This window comes from Nocardia sp. CNY236, from assembly GCF_000482385.1.
Taxonomy (GTDB): Bacteria; Actinomycetota; Actinomycetes; order Mycobacteriales; family Mycobacteriaceae; genus Nocardia.
Genome location: NZ_AXVD01000002.1, coordinates 62,651 through 80,116 on the forward strand (window position 1 = coordinate 62,651; position 17,466 = coordinate 80,116).

Here is a 17,466-nt window from a genome sequence, read left to right on the forward strand (position 1 = left end):
CCGCGCCTCCCTTCCGTCCGATGTAGCGCACCATAGAACTGGTCACGCGTCCAGTGGTGATTTCTCCGGTCGGACGATTGACTGCGAGCGCGCGGGGCGCTTAACTCCCTTGCGTGTCCTCCCGATTGAGTGTCGAAGAACGACGCGCTCACCTTATCAGGGCAGCGATTGGTCTCGCCGAGAAAAAGGGCGTCGCCAGCGTGACCACACGCGATGTCGCGCGGGCAGCTGGAGTCTCGCTCGGTGTGGTCCATTACTGTTTCGAAAACAAGGACGCGCTGATGACCGAATTGGTCAAGGCGCTATCGCGAGAACTACGCGACTCGGTCGATACCAACGAAGCCATATGGCGTGACATCGAGCGGGGAAAGGACGCTCTTCGCGGATTGATCCGAACCGGTCTGGAAGCCTTGTGGCTCAATATCTCGGCAACGCCGGAACGCCAGCTGCTCACCTACGAAACGACGACGTATGCACTGCGTCGGGCAGACCAGACCCCGGCCAGACACGCCATCGCACACGAGCAGTACACCTTCAACGATTCCACCGTCGCGGACATGCTGGAGCGCGCGCGAAGCGCGACGGACACCCGGTGGTCGATCCCCCTACACGTATTGAGCCGGTTCACCCTCAACGTCGTCGACGGAGTGGTACTACGGTGGCTGGTGGACAACGATGGTGACAGCGTAGGCGGACAACTGGATCTGTTGAGCGACATTCTCGCCGGATACGCAGAGCAATAGCGCGGCGTCCCGCTCGATTGCACGACACACCCCTGGCTTCACAATTGCGGGATGCGCACGTGGACCGTTGTGCCGACCTGCCACCACGGCACCGCGACCGTCGCCTCGATCGCACCACGCAACCGCACCACCAGATCGTTGTGCAGAACGAGTTCGTCGCCCGGCGGATGTGGGGTGTAGATCCGACGCAATACGATGCCCAGCGGATCCGCCCACGTGGTCCGTCGACCGGCACCGATCACTTCGGCGGTGATGGACTCCGAGACCAGCGGAAGATCGAGCAGTGTCGCAAGATCTGCTGCCGAATCGGTGTCCCCGACCACCAGACGATCCGGTGGCACAGCCAAGCCGAACCAAGGCCGATCGAGAACGAAGGCATCGTCCGGGGCCACCACAGCCCCGGACAGCGCCCGCACTCGATCGGGCGGGTCCAGTTCGTGGATATCGATAAGCCCCGCGGACACGGCGGCGCCCAAACGGGCGTGGGTACGCGAAACGACCTCCAGATCAGGAGTTTTCGATGAATCCGCCAGCGCGTCCAGCAATCCGGCGGCCAGCTCGTAGGTCATCGAGTCGGGCTTCGCCAGAACGGAGTGCACAGCATCCGGATCGATACCGTCGATGCCGAACGGCGAGAGCAATCCAGCGAATTCCGTACATGCCGGATGTCGGAACACACCGAGTGGAGTGCCATCGATTCGTGCGTGTCGACGCAGCCACCATGCGGTATAGCCGTCGGCGTCGGCCAAGAGGTCGCGCGTGCGTGAAGTCGCGACCAACCGGCGCAGTGCGTCGGGCCAGGCGAGCTCGTCCACCAAATCCAGGTCTCGGACCGCGGCGAGCCGTGGTGGATCGTCCGTCAGCGTCGTCCACCAGGCGTCCTCGTCGTCCAGATCGTGATCCGGGCCGGTCGGATCGACCTCCACGAGCACGGCGAAATCCCAGCCGACTCCGACAGCACGCAAAGCGTCCATACCGTAACGATCGACCAGATCGGGGTCGACCGTCCGAAACGGTGCGTCGGACACCAGCAGATCACCCAGCGGAGCTCCGGGAAGCAGAAGTTCATCGGCGGGCAGTACGGCGCCCTCGCTGTCGGACAGCTCGAGCAGACCGAGCCACGACGGCAATGCTGTCGGGTCCGCGTGTGCCGCGAGACGAAGCACTGCGTCGGTGGTATCGGGATCTCCCGGATGCTCATCCAATTCGGCACGTAGTCCGGGATCACCCAGCAGGTCCTCGGCTGTGGCCGACCGGGCGCCGAGCCGCGCAAGCAACGGGTGGGTGGCCTCCGGGTGCACCAATCGCGCCCAGTGCACCGGGATCGCCTCGGCCAACCGATCGTCCAACACCACCGTGCGAGGCCCGGTGACCAGTCGGCCGTCGGCCAGCGGCACCGCCAGCGCACCGAGTTCTTCCGCCGAAAGCGGATCCGACACGAAGGGCTCCAGCGCTGTGTAGAACGCCCGCCACCAGGCTGGCGGGCGAAACAGATCGCCGGAGAGTTCCGCAAGGCGCGCCAATCCCACCCGATGGACGTCCAATACCCCCATGACCTCCGCGTAGCGGTGGCCGGAGAGATCCGGAATCACCAACGGCCCGGACGCCTCGGCGAGCAGGTCGGCCAATTCCATGGTCAAGCCGGTGAAGACGGAGGCACTCGGCGGAACGGCAGCAGCCGCCGCGGCACGTCCGCGGAGGCCGGAATTCCATTCGACATCCGCACCATCGTCCGAAAGGGAAGCCACCACAGGAAGCCACGAATGGGTCTGCAGCTCACGCAGCAACGCCTCGCGCAACAAGCCATCGACCTCGCTGCGCGCGAAGCCGGGCGTCGGGACCAGTACGAGGCGATCACGCGGCGGCAGAGCACGAACGAAATCCACATACCCCTCGGCCACCCCGGCCAGGCGGGCACCGGGCAGCAGCCGCCGGCGATCGGGCTGCATGTGGATGTCGGCGACGAGCACCGCCGGCAGGGACAGCTGCTCGTCCGACCGTGTCGGCGCGCGGAGTACATCCGCCGTGACTGACACGGGCCTGCCCTCGTGTACCGGCAGGAGCCAACGAGCGTGCGGCGCCTGATACTGCAACCACGCGCCCCCTGCGTCGCCGGGGCCATCGATGTGCACCTCGGACATGCCGTTGCCGACGTCGCGCACGCAGCGGACGAACTCGTCGACATCGATCCGAATGCTGTGCAGTGCTGGAAGCTCCAACAACAGGTCGACGGCTTCGGCACGCATCGCGGCCAGCAACGCCTCGGCATCCACGTCCGTGCGCAAGTGCAACACAACCTGGGTGTCGAGGCCGTCCGCGGGGCGCGCGGCGGACGGCCAGGCCAACCGCAGCGCTGGCGGGACGAAGTCGCTGCCCTCGCCCCGAGGAATCCGGATCTGGCTTCCGAGCAGGATTTCCCGCGTCCGAGCACGAGAAAACCACAGCGACCCGGTCGTCGACCGCAGTTCGATGTCATCGCTGACCGCGAGAACCGCAGTGAACCCGACACCGAAGCGCCCCACGGCACCGACATGCGGCTTGTCCGACGCGCGGAGCGCCGTGAGCGCGTGCACGCCGGAGGTGTCCAGTGGCGCACCAGTGTTGCCGATGGCCAGGCTACGGCCCTCGAGTTCGACGACGAGACGACCGGGGATACCTGCTCTGCCTGCTGCATCGGCGGCGTTCTGCGCCAATTCGGTCAGCGTCCGATCCCGATAGCCGGCACCTACCAGGTCGTTCTCGGTGGCGACGTCCTCTCGCAGCCGTGTCGGCGAATCACGCCACGCGGCGAGCACCGCCGCGCGCAGGTCCGCGGTGCCGAAAGGGTCGGCAACCTCGGTCACCTCGGCGGCGATGAGGGCGTCTGGCTCTCGTCCGGATCAGAGCGGCCCTCATCGACGCTCACCGCCGCCCCCGCGGGAGCGGCGGCATCGTGCTCGTCGGCGCCGGAACTCGGCTCGATCGAGCTCGGCTCCATGGTGACCACTTCGACAGCCGCGTCGTCGTATGCCTCGTAGAGCGGGGAACCGCCGCCACCGGGAAGCACCGTGTCCGAATGCGCGCCGCAGCCGTAGGAGGTGTGGACGACGCGTCCGTCGGCGCCCATAGCGTTGCCGCACACACCGAACGCAGTACGCATCGAACCGGCCAACGGCAGGTAGAAGCCGCAGCTACCGCACGTGGACGGCGCGGCTCTGGCCATATCGGATTCGGGGCCCCATTCGGTGTACCAGCGCCGAGCGGCCTCCTCGCGACCTTGCCTGCTCATCACCTTGGCACGACCCAAACCGACCTCGAAAGCGACCTCGTCGACCACCGGATCGCCGGTCGCGATGTACCCGGGCACCAAGCGCGGATCGTCGACAGCCGGCGCCAACAGGTCCCCAGGTGCGAGGTCACCGGGGCGAATCCGCTGCTCCCAGGGAACGAAGTCGGGCGCGACCAGGGCGTCCGGCCCGGGCAGTAGAGCGGACTCACTCACCGTCGCGTGCTCGGCGTCGGGCGCGGCGGCCACTACGACTGCCCACTGCCACCCGCGGTAGCCGGGCAACGTCGCCTCGAATCGGTGAGTTGCGGCGCTCTCGTCCTCGGCGATCACACCGAGATGCGCCCCGACCGCCGAGGGTTCCAACTCCAAGAGCGCACGGCGGGCCACATCCACGGCATCTGCCAGAATCGGCCGCACGTCGGACTCCGAAACAGAAACTGCGCTCACGGCCTACATTTTGCCGTATGGAACGTATGCAGCGTTCGTTGGCCATCGGCATATCGGTGGGTCTGCTCTTGGCGGCCGGATGCAGCGCCACCGCGGACGCGACACCCAGAATGACCATCGAGCTGGTCGGAACGAGGCCACACGACCCGACGGCGTTCACTCAAGGACTGGAAGCCCATGGCGACATACTCTACGAAAGCACCGGCCTGTCGGGAGCATCGAGCATTCGCGCGTCGCGGCTCACGACGGGTGAGCAGGTGGCCAGAGCCGACTTACCCGCACCGTACTTCGGCGAAGGAATCACCCGTGCCGACACCACACTGTGGCAACTCACCTGGCGCGACGAGGTGGCGATCGCCAGAGACCCGGCCACCTTGGCCGAACAACACAGAGTGCACTACGACGGTGAAGGGTGGGGTTTGTGTACCAGAGCCGGCCGACTGGTGATGAGCGACGGTAGCGATCGGCTCGTCTTCCGCGATCCGCTCACCTTCGCGCCCACCGGCTCGGTTCGACTGTCCAGCAGAAACGACGCACGCCTCAACGAACTCGAGTGCGCGACCGATGGATCGGTCTATGCGAATGTCTGGCCCACCGACACCATCCTGCGCCTCGACCCGGACTCCGGCCGAGTTCTGGCCTCCATCGACGCCAGCGGCTTGCTGCCCCCGACCAGCCGTGCCGGCGCCGGTGTGCTCAATGGCATCGCACAAGTTCCCGGCACCGACCGTTTCCTGATCACCGGCAAGAACTGGCCGACCATCTTCGAAGTCCGTTTCGTTTCATCTCACGTATCGATCGAATGACTCAGAGGGTCTCGATGGAACGACACCAAGAGTCTCCACGGAACGACACCGAGGACTGGATCGGCTGTCCGCGCCCGCGCCACCCCGGAGTGCGAGTGAACACCAACGGCGGGAGTGCGCCAGAATTGAGATGTGACGAGCTCCCGCGAACCTACCGGTCCCGACCGCGGTCGGTGGGCAGGTGAGCAGTCGCCACCTGGGGAACGGCACCCCGGTTTCGACCGGTACCCGCCACCCAACGCGCCGCGGCGCCACCGGCCGCCGCCGGGTGCCGAAACGGGCAGCGCTCACGGGCGCGCGCTGCCGCGAACGACACCACTGGGCACAGGACGACAGCTGCCTGGAAGTCCGGACGAGCCCACCGCCGCGGCGCCACCCACGAGTTCTGGACCTCCAGCCGAGGCTCCTGCTGGCGGACAACGCATCCCGCGCAAACTCACCGTGACCCGGGTCGCGGCCATGCGAGGTAGAGAGCTCACCGAGCGAGGCATCGCAACCTTTCAGCGCGCGGCAAAGGCCGACGGCGCGGATAAATCCGGGCTGACCGCACTGACCTATGCGACCATGGCGAATTTCGCCCTCGACGCGGCCATTGCGGTGGCGCTGGCGAACACATTGTTCTTCGCCAGCGCCACCGCCGAGAGCAAGACGAACGTCGCGCTGTACCTGTTGATCACGATCGCGCCGTTCGCGGTGATCGCCCCGCTGATCGGCCCGCTGCTCGATCGGCTACAGCGTGGTCGACGGTTGGCGCTCGCAGCGTCGTTCGCGCTGCGCGCGATGATCACGGTCGCGCTGATCATCGAATTCGACACGTGGGCGCTGTATCCGCTCGCCCTGTGCATGATGATCGGCAGCAAATCGTTCGCCGTGCTCAAGAGTGCAGTGACGCCCCGAGTCCTGCCGCCGGATATCGACCTGGTCCGTACCAACTCCCGGCTCACGGTGTTCGGTTTGGTCGGCGGCACCATCGGGGCTGGTGCGCTGGCCACGATGACCGCGGCGATCGCGGGCTCTGCCGGCGCACTGGTTCTCGCAGCGCTGATCGCCTGCGCAGGAACGTATCTGAGTTTGCGCATACCCTCATGGGTCGAAGTCACCGAGGGCGAGGTGCCCGCGACCTTGAGCTATCACGGGGCCGATGCGCACACCGAGGTGCTGAGATCGGGCGCAACGTCCACAGTGCCGCCACGCAAGCGCCGGCAACCGTTCGGCCGGGCCGTGGTGGTCGGGCTCTGGGGCAATGGCACGATCCGGATATTGACCGGATTTCTCACTTTCTATGTCGCGTTCGTCGCCAAGGCAACCGAACAGCGGCCGGTACAGCAGGCGGCCATGCTCGTTGCGGTCGGCGCGGCCGCGGCCGTCGGCAACTTCGCCGGCAACGCGACAGGCGCCCGGCTTGCACTCGGTAGACCTGCGCTGATCGTGCTCGGCTGCACCGCAGCATGTGCGCTGGCTGCATTGTTCGCTACCTTCGCGAACAATCTTCTCGGCGCGACGATAGCCGCCCTGGTCGCAGCGGCAATGAGCGCGCTGGGCAAGGTCTCGCTGGATGCCGCGATCCAAGACGATCTCCCGCCGGAATCCATCGCCTCCGGATTCGGGCGGTCGGAGACCGTACTGCAGCTGAGCTGGGTCGTCGGCGGCGCGGCGGGTGTACTGTTGCCGACCGAGTACTGGAAAGGCTTCGGAGTGGTCACCGCAGTAGTGGTCATCGGCTTGCTGCAGACAGTCGTCAGCTTCCGCGGATCCTCGCTGCTGCCGGGCCTGGGTGGCAACCGGCCGCAGCACGCGGGACAAGAGGTTCCGACGCCCACGCCCGACGAGCCTGCAGGTACCGCATCCGGTAGGCACGATGCGGCGTCCGGCACCCACGATTCCCGACAGCACCCCACCGACGACGACACCCGCATCCAGCCGGGGCCCACACGCATCCGCCGCGGGTCCACACGCATCCGCCGAGGCCAAGGAGACCCGACCTGGTGAGCACGCTCAACATACGCCCGATCATCGCGATGGTGGCGGCCGCCACGCTCGTGCTCACCATTGCCGTCGGTGGCGCGCTCGTCGTGTTGATCCGAAACGCCGATGAACCAGATGTCACCATCACTGCCTACGCACACGGCAAGACGGTCACCGTGCGTCCGTACACCTATTGCGCGGTCACCATGCAGGAGTGCAGCATCCTGCCCGAGCGCACGCTGGAAGGCACGATCGCCTCGACTCTTCGCTGCACCGCCGATGCGTCGGATTGCCACCGTGGCCGAACCGTCGAACTCGAAGTGCCCGCTGGGTACCCCTTGCAACTGTCGTTGCCGACAGCGATCGCGGACGCGCCCTGGCTCGCCCAGCTGATCTATGCCGCACCCACCGGGGAGCAGGTCGACCGTGTCATCGGGCGCAACACCTATCCCGACCGCGTCCGCGCCGTCACCGTCGAATCGGAACCGGCCCCCGGACTGCGCCTGGTCGGCGTCGAAGTCCAACTTCCGATTCTTGCCCGGGACGAAACCGGCGCAGAGTTCTCCGTTCCGCACGCCATCTGGTCGATCAGCACCAGCTGAGTGTGGCGGCGACCAACCGGCTCAGCGACCAACCGACTCTCAGCGACCAATCGGCTCAGTGCCAGCGCTCGAGCAGCACACATCACCTGTCGAGTTCGCGAGCCACCGCCCGGACGACCTCCGATATGCGTTGCGCGGTCTTACGATCCGGGTACTTCCCCTTGCGCAGGTCGGGCTGCACTTTCGCCTCGAGCAGCGTGATCATGTCCTCGACCATGCCGTGCAATTCGTCCGGCGAATGCCGGCGGGCGGCGGGCTCCTTACGCGCGCCGCGGTCCTGACTCTGCCGCACCGACGGCGGGGGCTCGAGCAATTTGAGACTCAATGCCTGGGGACCACGGCGGCCAGCAGCCATACCGAACTCGACCCGTTGTCCCGGCTTGAGACCCTCGACGCCTTGCGGCAGCGCGGACGAGCGCACGTAGACGTCCTCACCCTCGTCCTGGGAAAGGAAGCCGAAGCCCTTTTCGACGTCGTACCACTTCACCCTGCCGGTCGGCACTGCGCTCACCCGTTCGTCATCGACACTCGGACCCCGACGGCCCGAGTACATCTTCTGCCGGACCGACCCCGCAGTGGCACCGCGTTCGGTCCTCGTCTTCGTGCGAAAAGAACGCGCCCAGCAGGATTGCAGGACGCGATTGCCAGAGAGTCTACCCCGGCGCGAATCACGCAAGTACGCCAGTTTTACCGTCGAGTCGTGACGACCCCCTCGACTCCATCCTCGTCCGGCAACCCGCCGCGGCGTCATCGCGACAGGTTGCTACAACTCGCGTTGTGCCTGTTCACACTAGGACTGCTGGCCATCGTCGCCATCTTCGCCACCCCGGTGTTCACCGACGACACGCCGGGACTGTGGTTGTATTTCCCGGCCCTGCTCGCGCCACTGGGACTCGCCCTCGCCGTGGTGTTCGCCCTGCGGTCCGGCCGGAGATCACGCTGAAACCACACCGCACCACATCATCGATGTGACGCAAACGTGTCCGATGACACGTACACCGGTCATCCAGCTCAATTGGCGACGGCAAAACTGTGATCTCTGTCACATTTTTTGTCGATGTTGTGTGTCCGCAGCGCCACGCACGCCCGGCTGCAACGCCGCTAGCTGCAGATAAGCGGGATCATCAGCCGTTATCGGACCGAAACCCACCGGTACACTCCGGTTATCAAAAAGTGATTTTTTCGGAGGATCGTCGTACGGTCGTACCCAGCCGGGACACCGGCAAGCACCGGCCCGCCGCACCGAACCTCGCCCCGCGGGTACCGGACACCCGACAGATACACAGGGGCGAGGGCGGAACGGACGACCTCTCAGTCCGAACCAAGCCGAAGATGTCGTAGGTGCGTCGAGAGGAAGACGAACCCGATATGAGTGGACGCCATCGCAAGCCAAGCTCGACCGGACGCACGGTAGCCAAGGTCGCTGTCACCGGCGCCATCATCGGCACCGGTAGTGCGGCATTCGCAGGCAATGCCAGCGCGGCACCCGACTCCGACTGGGATCGACTCGCACAATGCGAGGCCGGCGGCAACTGGGCCATCAACACCGGCAATGGCTACCAGGGTGGACTGCAGTTCTCACCCAGCACATGGAATGCCCATGGAGGTCAAGAGTTCGCCGCCGCCGCCAACCAGGCCACCCGCGAACAGCAGATCGTCGTCGCCGAGAAGGTACTCGCCTCGCAGGGCTGGGGCGCGTGGCCCTCGTGCTCCGCACAACTGGGTCTGAGCAGCGCCCCCACGTTGCGTAGTGCGCCCACCACCGAGGCACCGCAACAGAACTTCGCGCCGCAAGCGGCCACCCCGGCCGCTCCCGCGAACGGCACCGAGAAGGTTCTCGACGCGGTCGACCGCGCCATCGAGGTCGTGCAGAGCCAGGGCGTGTACGTGCCGAAAGAAGCTCTCGATTTCTTCAAGGCCGCCAAAGCGAGCGGAATCGAACTCGATCCCGCGATCGTGAACTTCTACGAGGCGAACAAAGACCTGCTTCCTTCTTGATCGCCAGCAAAAGGGGCCCCCGCGCTAGGTCGACGAGGGGCCCCTTTTTCGTCGTCGCGAACGGTTCCTGCTGTGTGTTCAGCGGTTGATCACCGTTTGTGGGTGCATGTAGGGCAGTTGCTCCGCAGGGACGGGGAACACCGTGTCCTCGCCGTAGGGTGAGAGGCTGCCGGAACGAGCCGAGGAGAGTTCGGTGACCGCATGGTCACCGTCGGGGACCTCGGGCCAACCGTTGTCGACGTAGGATTTCTTCGATTTGTTCACCACCGCCCCATTCTGGCATGGTCACCGAGGCAGCCTGCGACCCATCCGTGCCACACGAAGTCCTCGCCGCCTGACCCGGACGGTCGATCGGCCCGGGGTCGTAGGCTGGACCGGATGACCGCGACCGACTCCCTCGCCGGATGGCTCGGCGCCCGCAGCGATGCCCAGCTCGTCACACTGTTGCTGCTTCGGCCCGACCTGGCTGTTCCGCTGCCCTCCTCGATGGGTGTCCTCGCCGCGCGTGCCGAGCAACGTGCTTCGGTACTGCGCGCGGCAGAAGATCTGAACACGCTCGAGTTCGCGGTAGTGGAAACCCTTGCGATACAACGCATGACACACACCGCAGACGATGGTGGAATCCACTGCGCCGAGTTGCGCGCACAACTCGGCGAGCGGGCGCCGGCCACCGCGATCGACGATGCCCTGAATCGCTTGACCGCTCGCGCACTGGTCTGGATCGACGACCAGCACCGGCTCCACCTGGTTCCAGCGGCCGGCGAGGCGCTGCCCTGGCCGCTCGGCAGTGCAACCGAAATCCCCGACGCGCTCACCGAATCCGAGGTGGTCGCCGCCCTCACCGAACTGGCACCCACCGAGCGCGGCCTGCTCGACAAGCTGGCCACAACGGGGCCGCGTGGGCGCACCAGAGACGCCGCTCCGAATACACCCGCCGATCGCCCGATCCAGCGACTGCTGGCGCGCAGACTCGTGCACCGAATCGACGACGAAACCGTCGAACTGCCGGTCACCGTCGCTCGAGTGCTGCGGCGAGAGCCCGTGGTCCATCCATACCAGCTGACACCCCCTCGACCGAGTCCCACCAAACACACACCGGCTGCGGTGAACGCGGTCGCCGCGGGCGAAGTCGGTGAGTTGGTGCGACGCTGCGCAACCGTGCTGGAGGTTATGGGGCGAACCCCGGCCGTTGCCCTACGCGCCGGTGGCCTGGGAGTACGCGAGTTGCGTCGGATCGCCAAACACACCGGTATGGACGAACCGACGGTCGCGCTGTTCGTCGAACTGCTCGCGGCCGCGAAGCTCGTGGACAAAGGTATGCCGGACCCGCCGCCCGAATTCGACTCGACAGACGGCTTCTGGGCGCCGACACCAGCGGCCGACACGTGGTTGGAATCGCCACCCGCCCGGCGCTGGTCCGTGCTGGCGCTCACCTGGCTCGATTTGGATCGGATGCCATGGATGATCGGGATGCGTGATGCCACCGACAAACCGCTGGCCGCGCTCTCGCTGGAACTGCGCGCACCGCACGCGGCAAGTGACCGGCGGGCAATCCTCGGTCTGCTTGCGGAATATCCGTCCGGCACCGCACTCGACCCGACCGACATCGGTCGGGTGTTGGCTTGGCGCCAGCCTCGCAGGCGCCGCAACTTTCGGTCGGAGGCAATCGAGCGAACTCTCGCCGAAGCGACGACACTCGGCATCGCCGGCCATGGCGCGCTCGGCTCGGCGGCTCGAGCGCTGTTGCACGCGACAGCGACCAGCGCAACCGACGCAGAAGCGGAGATGATGGCAGCTCTGCCCGAGCCGGTCGATCATGTATTGGTTCAAGCGGACCTGACAGTGATCGCGCCGGGCCCGCTCACGATGGACCTCCAACATCGCATGGCCCTCGTTGCCGATGTGGAATCCGCCGGCGCAGCGACGGTGTACCGCATCAGCGAGCCCTCGGTGCGTCGTGCCTTCGACGCCGGATCGACCGCGGCCGAACTACACCGACTGTTCGCCGAGCACTCGCGAACTCCGATTCCGCAGGCGTTGACCTATCTGATCGACGACGTGGCTCGCCGCCACGGCCGGCTACGGGCCGGCGTGGCACAGTCGTTCATTCGTAGCGACGACCCCGCTCTGCTCGCCCATGTGCTGTCCGCACCGGTGGCGAACACGTTGGCGTTACGGTCCATCGCTCCGAGCGTCGCCATCGCCCAAGCTCCACTGGGAGAATTGTTGGAACAATTGCGGGTGGCCGGCTTCGCACCTGCCGGTGAGGATGCGGCAGGCTCGATCGTCGATCTACGCCCGCGCGGCGCGCGGGTCTCGGTGCGGCCTGCCGCGCAGCGGTCGTATCGTCCGGCGCCGCCCAGTGCTGAGCAACTGGAATCACTTGTCGCAGAACTGCGTGCAGGCGAACGTGCCGCGCGTGTCCGATCCACCCAGGCGGTCCGTACAGATGGCAGCCGAACCAATGTCGCCGCCACCCTTGCCCTGCTCCAGTTGGCGGCACGGGTGCGGCGATCGGTGAACATCGGCTACGTCGATGCCCAAGGAATCGCTACTCAACGGGTAGTCGAGCCATTGCGGGTGGACAGTGGACAACTGGAGGCATTGGACCCGGTGACCGGCGCAGTCCGGCGCTTCACGCTGCACCGGATTGCGTCGGTCGCACTGCTGGAGTGAACCGGCCGCACTACGAAGCCGGGCTCCACGCCGGCAATCTGCTCAGCCGGCGGGCTGAGCTGTGCAGAACCTGCTCAGCCAGCGGGCTGAGCTGTGCAGAACGTCGTCTTGGGGTCCGACTCCACGAGCCGGAAGCTGTCGGCTTCAGGTCCGCACAACAGTTCGTTGGCTCGACCGTCGATCCGCGTCACCACACGGAACGTTGCCTCCGGCGAACCACAATCGACGTGCTGGTACCCGGTCATGCCGCTCTCGTTGTAGCAACTGCCTTCCATGAAGTTCGGCGCCAGGCACAAGAACGCGGTAGCGCCACCCGTCAGAGTCTCCTCGCGTGGAGTGAGTCCAGCAGCGCACTCGACCTTCGTGTCAGAAGACCGGGTGACCTGGTACACCGCCATGGCGGATGAACAATCGACCACCTCGGTCCGGGGATCGACCGTCGTGCCCTCGACGAAATCGAGGCAGTTGCCGACCTCGATCTTGTCCGTACCCGCCGCGCCGTCGTCTCCGGTCGATGAACAGCCGGACATCGTGACCACCACCGCCATCACCCCGGCGGCAGCGAGCACAACCCATGCCGGCAGTCTCGCTCCTGGAAACTTCACCTGAACTCCTCTCGCGCTGAACGCATCCACTGGCTCGTGAACGCGCTGAGGATACCCGCACCACGACGCTGGCCGCAGCGGTTCGACCAGCGCTCGGGTATCGGTGGCAACCTACATCTGCAAGCCATACATCCCGATGATCGAGAAAGCCACAATGGAGGGGACGAACCGTCCGAGCAACTGCAACCCAAAGTAGTTCACTGCAACGCCTTTCAATTCCTGTTGGGGCACCGTGCTCTGGTATCGCAGTATTTTCGCTGCGCGCGCGCTCCTCGTTACAGTCATATGCCCCAACAGGCCCCGACCAGCGCTCGACTCTCAGCGGGCTGTGCGGATTCGGGGACGTTCAGCTACGCAGCAACCCAGGGAACAGATACTCCGGCGCAGGAGGCGTCGTTCTGTTCAGCCACGCATCGAAGAAACCTGTCAGGTCCGTCGCAACCCTCGACTGCACGAACATGCGGAACTCGGATATCGAGGCGTTTCCGTATGCGTGTGCCGCGGGAAAGTCGCGAACTACCGCGAAGAACGCCTCGTCACCGATCTGCCGACGCAGCGCATGCAAGAACAGCGGCCCGCGGTAGTACACCGAGGTGAATTCATATCCGGCCCCGGGATTTTCCAGTGGAATCCGCCAGAACTCGGCGTCGTCGCGGTACTCCCGGATGGTCTGCAGGTAGTGCTGGTCGACGTCGGCGCCCGCCGTCCGCTCGGGCCACAAGTAGTCGGCTGTATAGCTGGCGAAGCATTCGTTGAGGCAGATGTCCGACCAACGCCGCACCGACACCGAGTTTCCCCACCACTGATGAGCGACCTCGTGCACGACGGTCTGGAGATCGCTCCACAGTCCATAGATCGGACGCGTCTGCGTCTCCAGTGCGAAACCGATATCGGCGTCCAGGTAGATGCCACCAGCGGTCTCGAACGGGTAAGGGCCGTACAGATTCTCGGCGAAGTCGAGGATTTCCGGAAGTCGCTGCTCGAGCTCGCGCTGGTGGCCCGCGTTGGGCGCGAATGCGCTGACCAGCGCGGTGCCGTCTGCACGCCGCTGCACGAGGTAGTCGAACCGGTCGATCGCGACAGTGGTCAAATAGCCGGCGATCGGCTGAGCGGCCACCCAGCTGACCGTTCGCTGATCACCGTGCACCGTGTCTTCGGTTCGCACACCATTGGACACCACCTCCCATTCCGCCGGAACAGTAGCGTGCAGCTCGAAAGTAGCCTTGTCCAGTGGAGTGTCGTTGAGCGGATACCAACTGGTCGCCGAATGCGGTTCGCCGGCAGCGAATGCGCCCCCGCTGGGCGCGAAGGTCCAGCCCTTGCCTTCGGTGTCGCGCATGGGGCCGGCATAATCCACGACGACGGTGAACGGCAAGCCGGGCAGCAGCGGCAACGACGGCGAGACGGTCAGTTCATGGTCTCCGTTGCGTACGAACCCAGCGGGCAATCCGTTCACCGACACCCCTTGAACCGGCGGCCCGGCGAAGTCCAGGTTGAACATGTGTAGGACCTGTGTAGCGGTCGCGTTGATCGTGGTGGTTGCGGTGAGTAGGCGGCTCGGCGGGTCGTAGTCGATGTCGACGTCATAATGCTGGACGTCGTATCCGCCGTTACCGTCCAGCGGGTAGTACGGGTCACCCAGACCGGGCGCACCGACCAGCGGATCGGCGTGGGCGGGTGCAGTCGCCCCAGCGACGAACGCACAGACGACCGCGGCACATGCCCCGGCGAACAACCTCATATCGACGACCACCCCTTTTCACGCCGCAGTGTCGCGGCACCGACCTCGCTGGACGGTATCGGCCAGCCTTTCACGCTACCGGCCAGCGTTCGGGGCTCACCGAGACCGCCGACTCTCGTATGTGCACGACGCCGGAACCGGCAGCGCGCAGCCCAATTCAACCACCGAATTCTTCGGGCAACCGGTGAGGGTCGAGCAACAACTGTTTGCCCGTGGTCCGGAGCACCTTCTGCGCAAGAGCAAGATTATCGGAGAGCAGTCGCCATTCGGCCTCCCCGATAGCGGCACGGGCGCGTTCGATCACGCAACCGTCCGTGGTGCCCCAGGCGATCGGCATCGCACTCACCGACTGCCAGTGTTCACCCACCGGCCGAGGTGCCCGATCGCCGCGCACTGCGACCGAAGGCACCCGCTCACCTGTCCTCCGCTGGTGCCCCGGTAGCGCGCGTACCTTTGTGGCCACCAGGGCATATCGCGGATCGGCCCTGTCCGGCGCGACATCGACCAACGCGAGCAACACCACCGTGGAGGAATTGGTTTCCGAGACCACCGCGGGGACCAATTCACCATCGGCATAGAGTTCGTCGATGCCGGGGCGACGCAGAGTCCGCAACGCCACCCACAGAGCGGTCCCCGCACCCAGCGCGAAAGCGACCGCAAGCAAGTAGGCCCACGGGTGGTGCGAGCGAATCAGCAGTGCCGTTGCAACCGAGGCGGCGATCGTCGTGAGGACAGCCATCCGGCGCAGTCGACGAAGGTCGGCGAAGACTTCGTTGACCGCGCGGGCGTGCCTGCGGTCCACTACGAATTCGAAGCGACGCACACCCTCCTTCCTAGCACAGCTTCTGGAGAGCGCTCCTCCACTTATCCGATGGTCGGCCCCAGCAAGTCATCGGCGTCGGTGATTCGGTAGGCGTACCCTTGCTCGGCAAGGAAGCGCTGTCGATGCGCGGCATATTCGGCATCGAGGGTGTCGCGCGCGACCACCGAGTAGAAATGAGCCTGGCCGCCATCGTGCTTCGGACGTAGCAACCGCCCCAGGCGCTGCGCCTCCTCTTGACGCGAACCGAAGGTACCCGAAACCTGTACAGCCACAGACGCCTCCGGCAGATCGATGGAGAAATTCGCGACTCTGCTCACCACCAGCACCGGGATCTCCCCTCTACGGAAGGCATCGAACAGCTCTTCGCGTTCTCTGGTTTTCGTCGAGCCTTGGATCACCGGGGCGTCGAGTGCGACGCCGAGTTCGTCCAACTGTTCGAGATAGGCACCGATGACCAGACTCGACGCTTCCCGATGCCGGGCCAGGATCGACTCGACCACAGCGATTTTGGTGTGTGCAGTCGAACACACCTTGTAGCGTTCCTCCGGCTCGGCGGTCGCATAGACCATCCGCTCGGCATCGGTCAACGTGACCCGAACCTCGATGCAATCGGCAGGCGCAATCCAGCCCTGAGCTTCGATATCTTTCCATGGCGCGTCATAGCGCTTCGGACCGATCAGCGAGAAGACATCACCCTCGCGACCATCCTCGCGAACCAAGGTCGCGGTCAGTCCGAGGCGACGACGCGATTGCAGATCCGCAGTCATCCGAAAGACGGGGGCAGGCAGCAGGTGCACTTCGTCATAGATGATCAGGCCCCAGTCGTGGCTGTCGAACAGCTCCAGATGCTTGTACTCGCCTTTGCTGCGGCGAGTGATCACCTGATAGGTGGCAATGGTGACCGGGCGAACCTCCTTGCGTTCGCCAGAATATTCGCCGATCTCGTTGTCGGTGAGTGAGGTGCGCGCGAGCAGTTCGCGCCGCCATTGTCGTCCCGCTACGGTATTGGTGACCAGAATCAACGTCGTCGCATTCGCCGTGGCCATCGCCGCGGCACCGACCAGCGTCTTGCCCGCACCGCAGGGCAAGACCACCACTCCGGAACCGCCTGCCCAGAACGAGTCGACGGCCATCTGCTGGTAGTCGCGCAGCTGCCATTCCTGGGTCACGAAGTCGAGCTCGATGGGGTGTGCCCGACCGTCGACGTAGCCTGCGAGGTCTTCGGCCGGCCAGCCGATCTTCAGCAGCGTCTGCTTGATTCGGCCACGCTCCGACGGATGCACCACCACGATGTCGTCATCGATACGGTCACCGAGCATCGGTACGATCTTCTTGTGTCGCAGTACTTCCTCGAGTACCGCACGATCCACACCCACCAGCGTCAACCCGTGTGTGGGATGTTCGACCAGCTGGAGTCTGCCGTAGCGGGCCATGGTGTCGACCACATCGACGAGCAGCGGTTGTGGAACAGCGTACCGAGAAAACCGGACCAGCGCGTCCACCACCTGCTCGGCATCATGTCCGGCTGCTCGCGCGTTCCACAGGGCAAGTGGTGTTACGCGATAGGTGTGTACATGCTCCGGCGCTCGCTCCAGCTCCGCGAAGGGCGCGATCGCCTGCCGGGCCGCGTCGGCCGATGGGTGGTCGACCTCCAGCAGCAACGTCTTGTCACTCTGAACGATCAAAGGCCCAGCTACCTTGTCACCATCGTGAGACATCACCCCACGATATCGACGGTGGCGTCAGGTCGCCGGACCGGATCGACCTCCCGACCCACCCCAGGCACTCTGCG

The 17,466-nt window shown here is 65.4% G+C and carries 15 protein-coding genes; 7 read left to right on the forward strand and 8 right to left on the reverse strand.

Features of this window, described 5'->3' with window-relative positions; translation table 11 throughout:
• Positions 1-113: 113 nt before the first annotated feature.
• Positions 114-743, forward strand: a complete 630-nt coding sequence (locus K940_RS0102080; protein ID WP_028476150.1) for a TetR/AcrR family transcriptional regulator — start codon at positions 114-116, stop codon at positions 741-743.
• A 38-nt stretch (positions 744-781) separates the two neighbouring features.
• Here the strand turns inward: K940_RS0102080 and K940_RS0102085 are convergent, their stop codons facing one another.
• A complete protein-coding gene (locus tag K940_RS0102085; RefSeq protein WP_036527270.1) occupies positions 782-3,586 on the reverse strand; it encodes a sacsin N-terminal ATP-binding-like domain-containing protein in 2,805 nt (934 codons plus the stop codon).
• Positions 3,583-4,458: a DUF3027 domain-containing protein gene (locus K940_RS0102090; RefSeq protein ID WP_028476152.1), complete on the reverse strand. Its 876-nt coding sequence runs from the start codon at positions 4,456-4,458 to the stop codon at positions 3,583-3,585. Before K940_RS0102090 ends, K940_RS0102085 begins: the two co-directional genes overlap by 4 nt.
• 17 nt (positions 4,459-4,475) lie before the next feature.
• Here K940_RS0102090 and K940_RS0102095 point away from each other — a divergent pair, with 17 nt between their 5' ends.
• The 3 genes from K940_RS0102095 (at position 4,476) to K940_RS0102105 (ending at position 7,831) form a co-directional block, all read left to right on the forward strand.
• Positions 4,476-5,264: a glutaminyl-peptide cyclotransferase gene (locus K940_RS0102095; RefSeq protein ID WP_028476153.1), complete on the forward strand. Its 789-nt coding sequence runs from the start codon at positions 4,476-4,478 to the stop codon at positions 5,262-5,264.
• Between the two features lie 132 nt (positions 5,265-5,396).
• Positions 5,397-7,253 (forward strand): MFS transporter, encoded by a 1,857-nt coding sequence (locus K940_RS26665; protein ID WP_081706102.1) that lies wholly within the window; start codon positions 5,397-5,399, stop codon positions 7,251-7,253.
• Positions 7,250-7,831 carry a DUF2771 domain-containing protein gene (locus K940_RS0102105; protein WP_028476154.1) on the forward strand — a complete coding sequence of 194 codons (582 nt, stop codon included), beginning with the start codon at positions 7,250-7,252 and terminating at the stop codon, positions 7,829-7,831. The genes K940_RS26665 and K940_RS0102105 overlap by 4 nt, the downstream gene beginning before the upstream one ends.
• Positions 7,832-7,913: 82 nt before the next feature.
• Here the strand turns inward: K940_RS0102105 and K940_RS0102110 are convergent, their stop codons facing one another.
• A complete protein-coding gene (locus K940_RS0102110) occupies positions 7,914-8,333 on the reverse strand; it encodes a cold-shock protein (RefSeq protein ID WP_028476155.1) in 420 nt (139 codons plus the stop codon).
• A 198-nt stretch (positions 8,334-8,531) separates the two neighbouring features.
• Between K940_RS0102110 and K940_RS0102115 the strand changes: the two genes are divergently transcribed.
• Entirely contained in the window at positions 8,532-8,774 is a 243-nt protein-coding gene (locus K940_RS0102115) for a hypothetical protein (RefSeq protein ID WP_028476156.1), read from the forward strand.
• Between the two features lie 425 nt (positions 8,775-9,199).
• Positions 9,200-9,829 (forward strand): resuscitation-promoting factor Rpf1 domain-containing protein, encoded by a 630-nt coding sequence (locus tag K940_RS0102125; RefSeq protein ID WP_028476157.1) that lies wholly within the window; start codon positions 9,200-9,202, stop codon positions 9,827-9,829.
• A gap of 78 nt (positions 9,830-9,907) precedes the next feature.
• Here the strand turns inward: K940_RS0102125 and K940_RS0102130 are convergent, their stop codons facing one another.
• A complete protein-coding gene (locus K940_RS0102130; protein WP_028476158.1) occupies positions 9,908-10,096 on the reverse strand; it encodes a hypothetical protein in 189 nt (62 codons plus the stop codon).
• A 111-nt stretch (positions 10,097-10,207) separates the two neighbouring features.
• Here K940_RS0102130 and K940_RS0102135 point away from each other — a divergent pair, with 111 nt between their 5' ends.
• On the forward strand, positions 10,208-12,505 hold the full coding sequence (locus K940_RS0102135; protein WP_028476159.1) for a helicase-associated domain-containing protein: 2,298 nt from the start codon (positions 10,208-10,210) through the stop codon (positions 12,503-12,505).
• A gap of 74 nt (positions 12,506-12,579) precedes the next feature.
• Here the strand turns inward: K940_RS0102135 and K940_RS0102140 are convergent, their stop codons facing one another.
• The 4 genes from K940_RS0102140 to K940_RS0102160 all read right to left on the reverse strand — a co-directional run bounded on the left by K940_RS0102140 (position 12,580) and on the right by K940_RS0102160 (position 17,392).
• Entirely contained in the window at positions 12,580-13,110 is a 531-nt protein-coding gene (locus K940_RS0102140; protein ID WP_036527342.1) for a hypothetical protein, read from the reverse strand.
• A gap of 346 nt (positions 13,111-13,456) precedes the next feature.
• Positions 13,457-14,851, reverse strand: coding sequence for a M1 family metallopeptidase (locus tag K940_RS0102150; RefSeq protein ID WP_028476161.1), 1,395 nt, complete (start codon positions 14,849-14,851; stop codon positions 13,457-13,459).
• A 157-nt stretch (positions 14,852-15,008) separates the two neighbouring features.
• Positions 15,009-15,674: a DUF3239 domain-containing protein gene (locus K940_RS0102155; RefSeq protein ID WP_028476162.1), complete on the reverse strand. Its 666-nt coding sequence runs from the start codon at positions 15,672-15,674 to the stop codon at positions 15,009-15,011.
• 41 nt (positions 15,675-15,715) lie between these two features.
• Entirely contained in the window at positions 15,716-17,392 is a 1,677-nt protein-coding gene (locus tag K940_RS0102160; protein ID WP_028476163.1) for a DNA repair helicase XPB, read from the reverse strand.
• Positions 17,393-17,466 lie beyond the last annotated feature (74 nt).

Excerpts from the sequence above, each read along its gene's own strand:
- K940_RS0102135 (WP_028476159.1), top strand. The coding sequence starts at position 10,208 with ATGACCGCGACCGACTCCCTCGCCGGATGGCTCGGCGCCCGCAGCGAT.
- K940_RS0102150 (WP_028476161.1), bottom strand. The coding sequence starts at position 14,851 with ATGAGGTTGTTCGCCGGGGCATGTGCCGCGGTCGTCTGTGCGTTCGTC.
- K940_RS0102160 (WP_028476163.1), bottom strand. The coding sequence starts at position 17,392 with ATGTCTCACGATGGTGACAAGGTAGCTGGGCCTTTGATCGTTCAGAGT.
- K940_RS0102095 (WP_028476153.1), top strand. The coding sequence starts at position 4,476 with ATGGAACGTATGCAGCGTTCGTTGGCCATCGGCATATCGGTGGGTCTG.
- K940_RS0102125 (WP_028476157.1), top strand. The coding sequence starts at position 9,200 with ATGAGTGGACGCCATCGCAAGCCAAGCTCGACCGGACGCACGGTAGCC.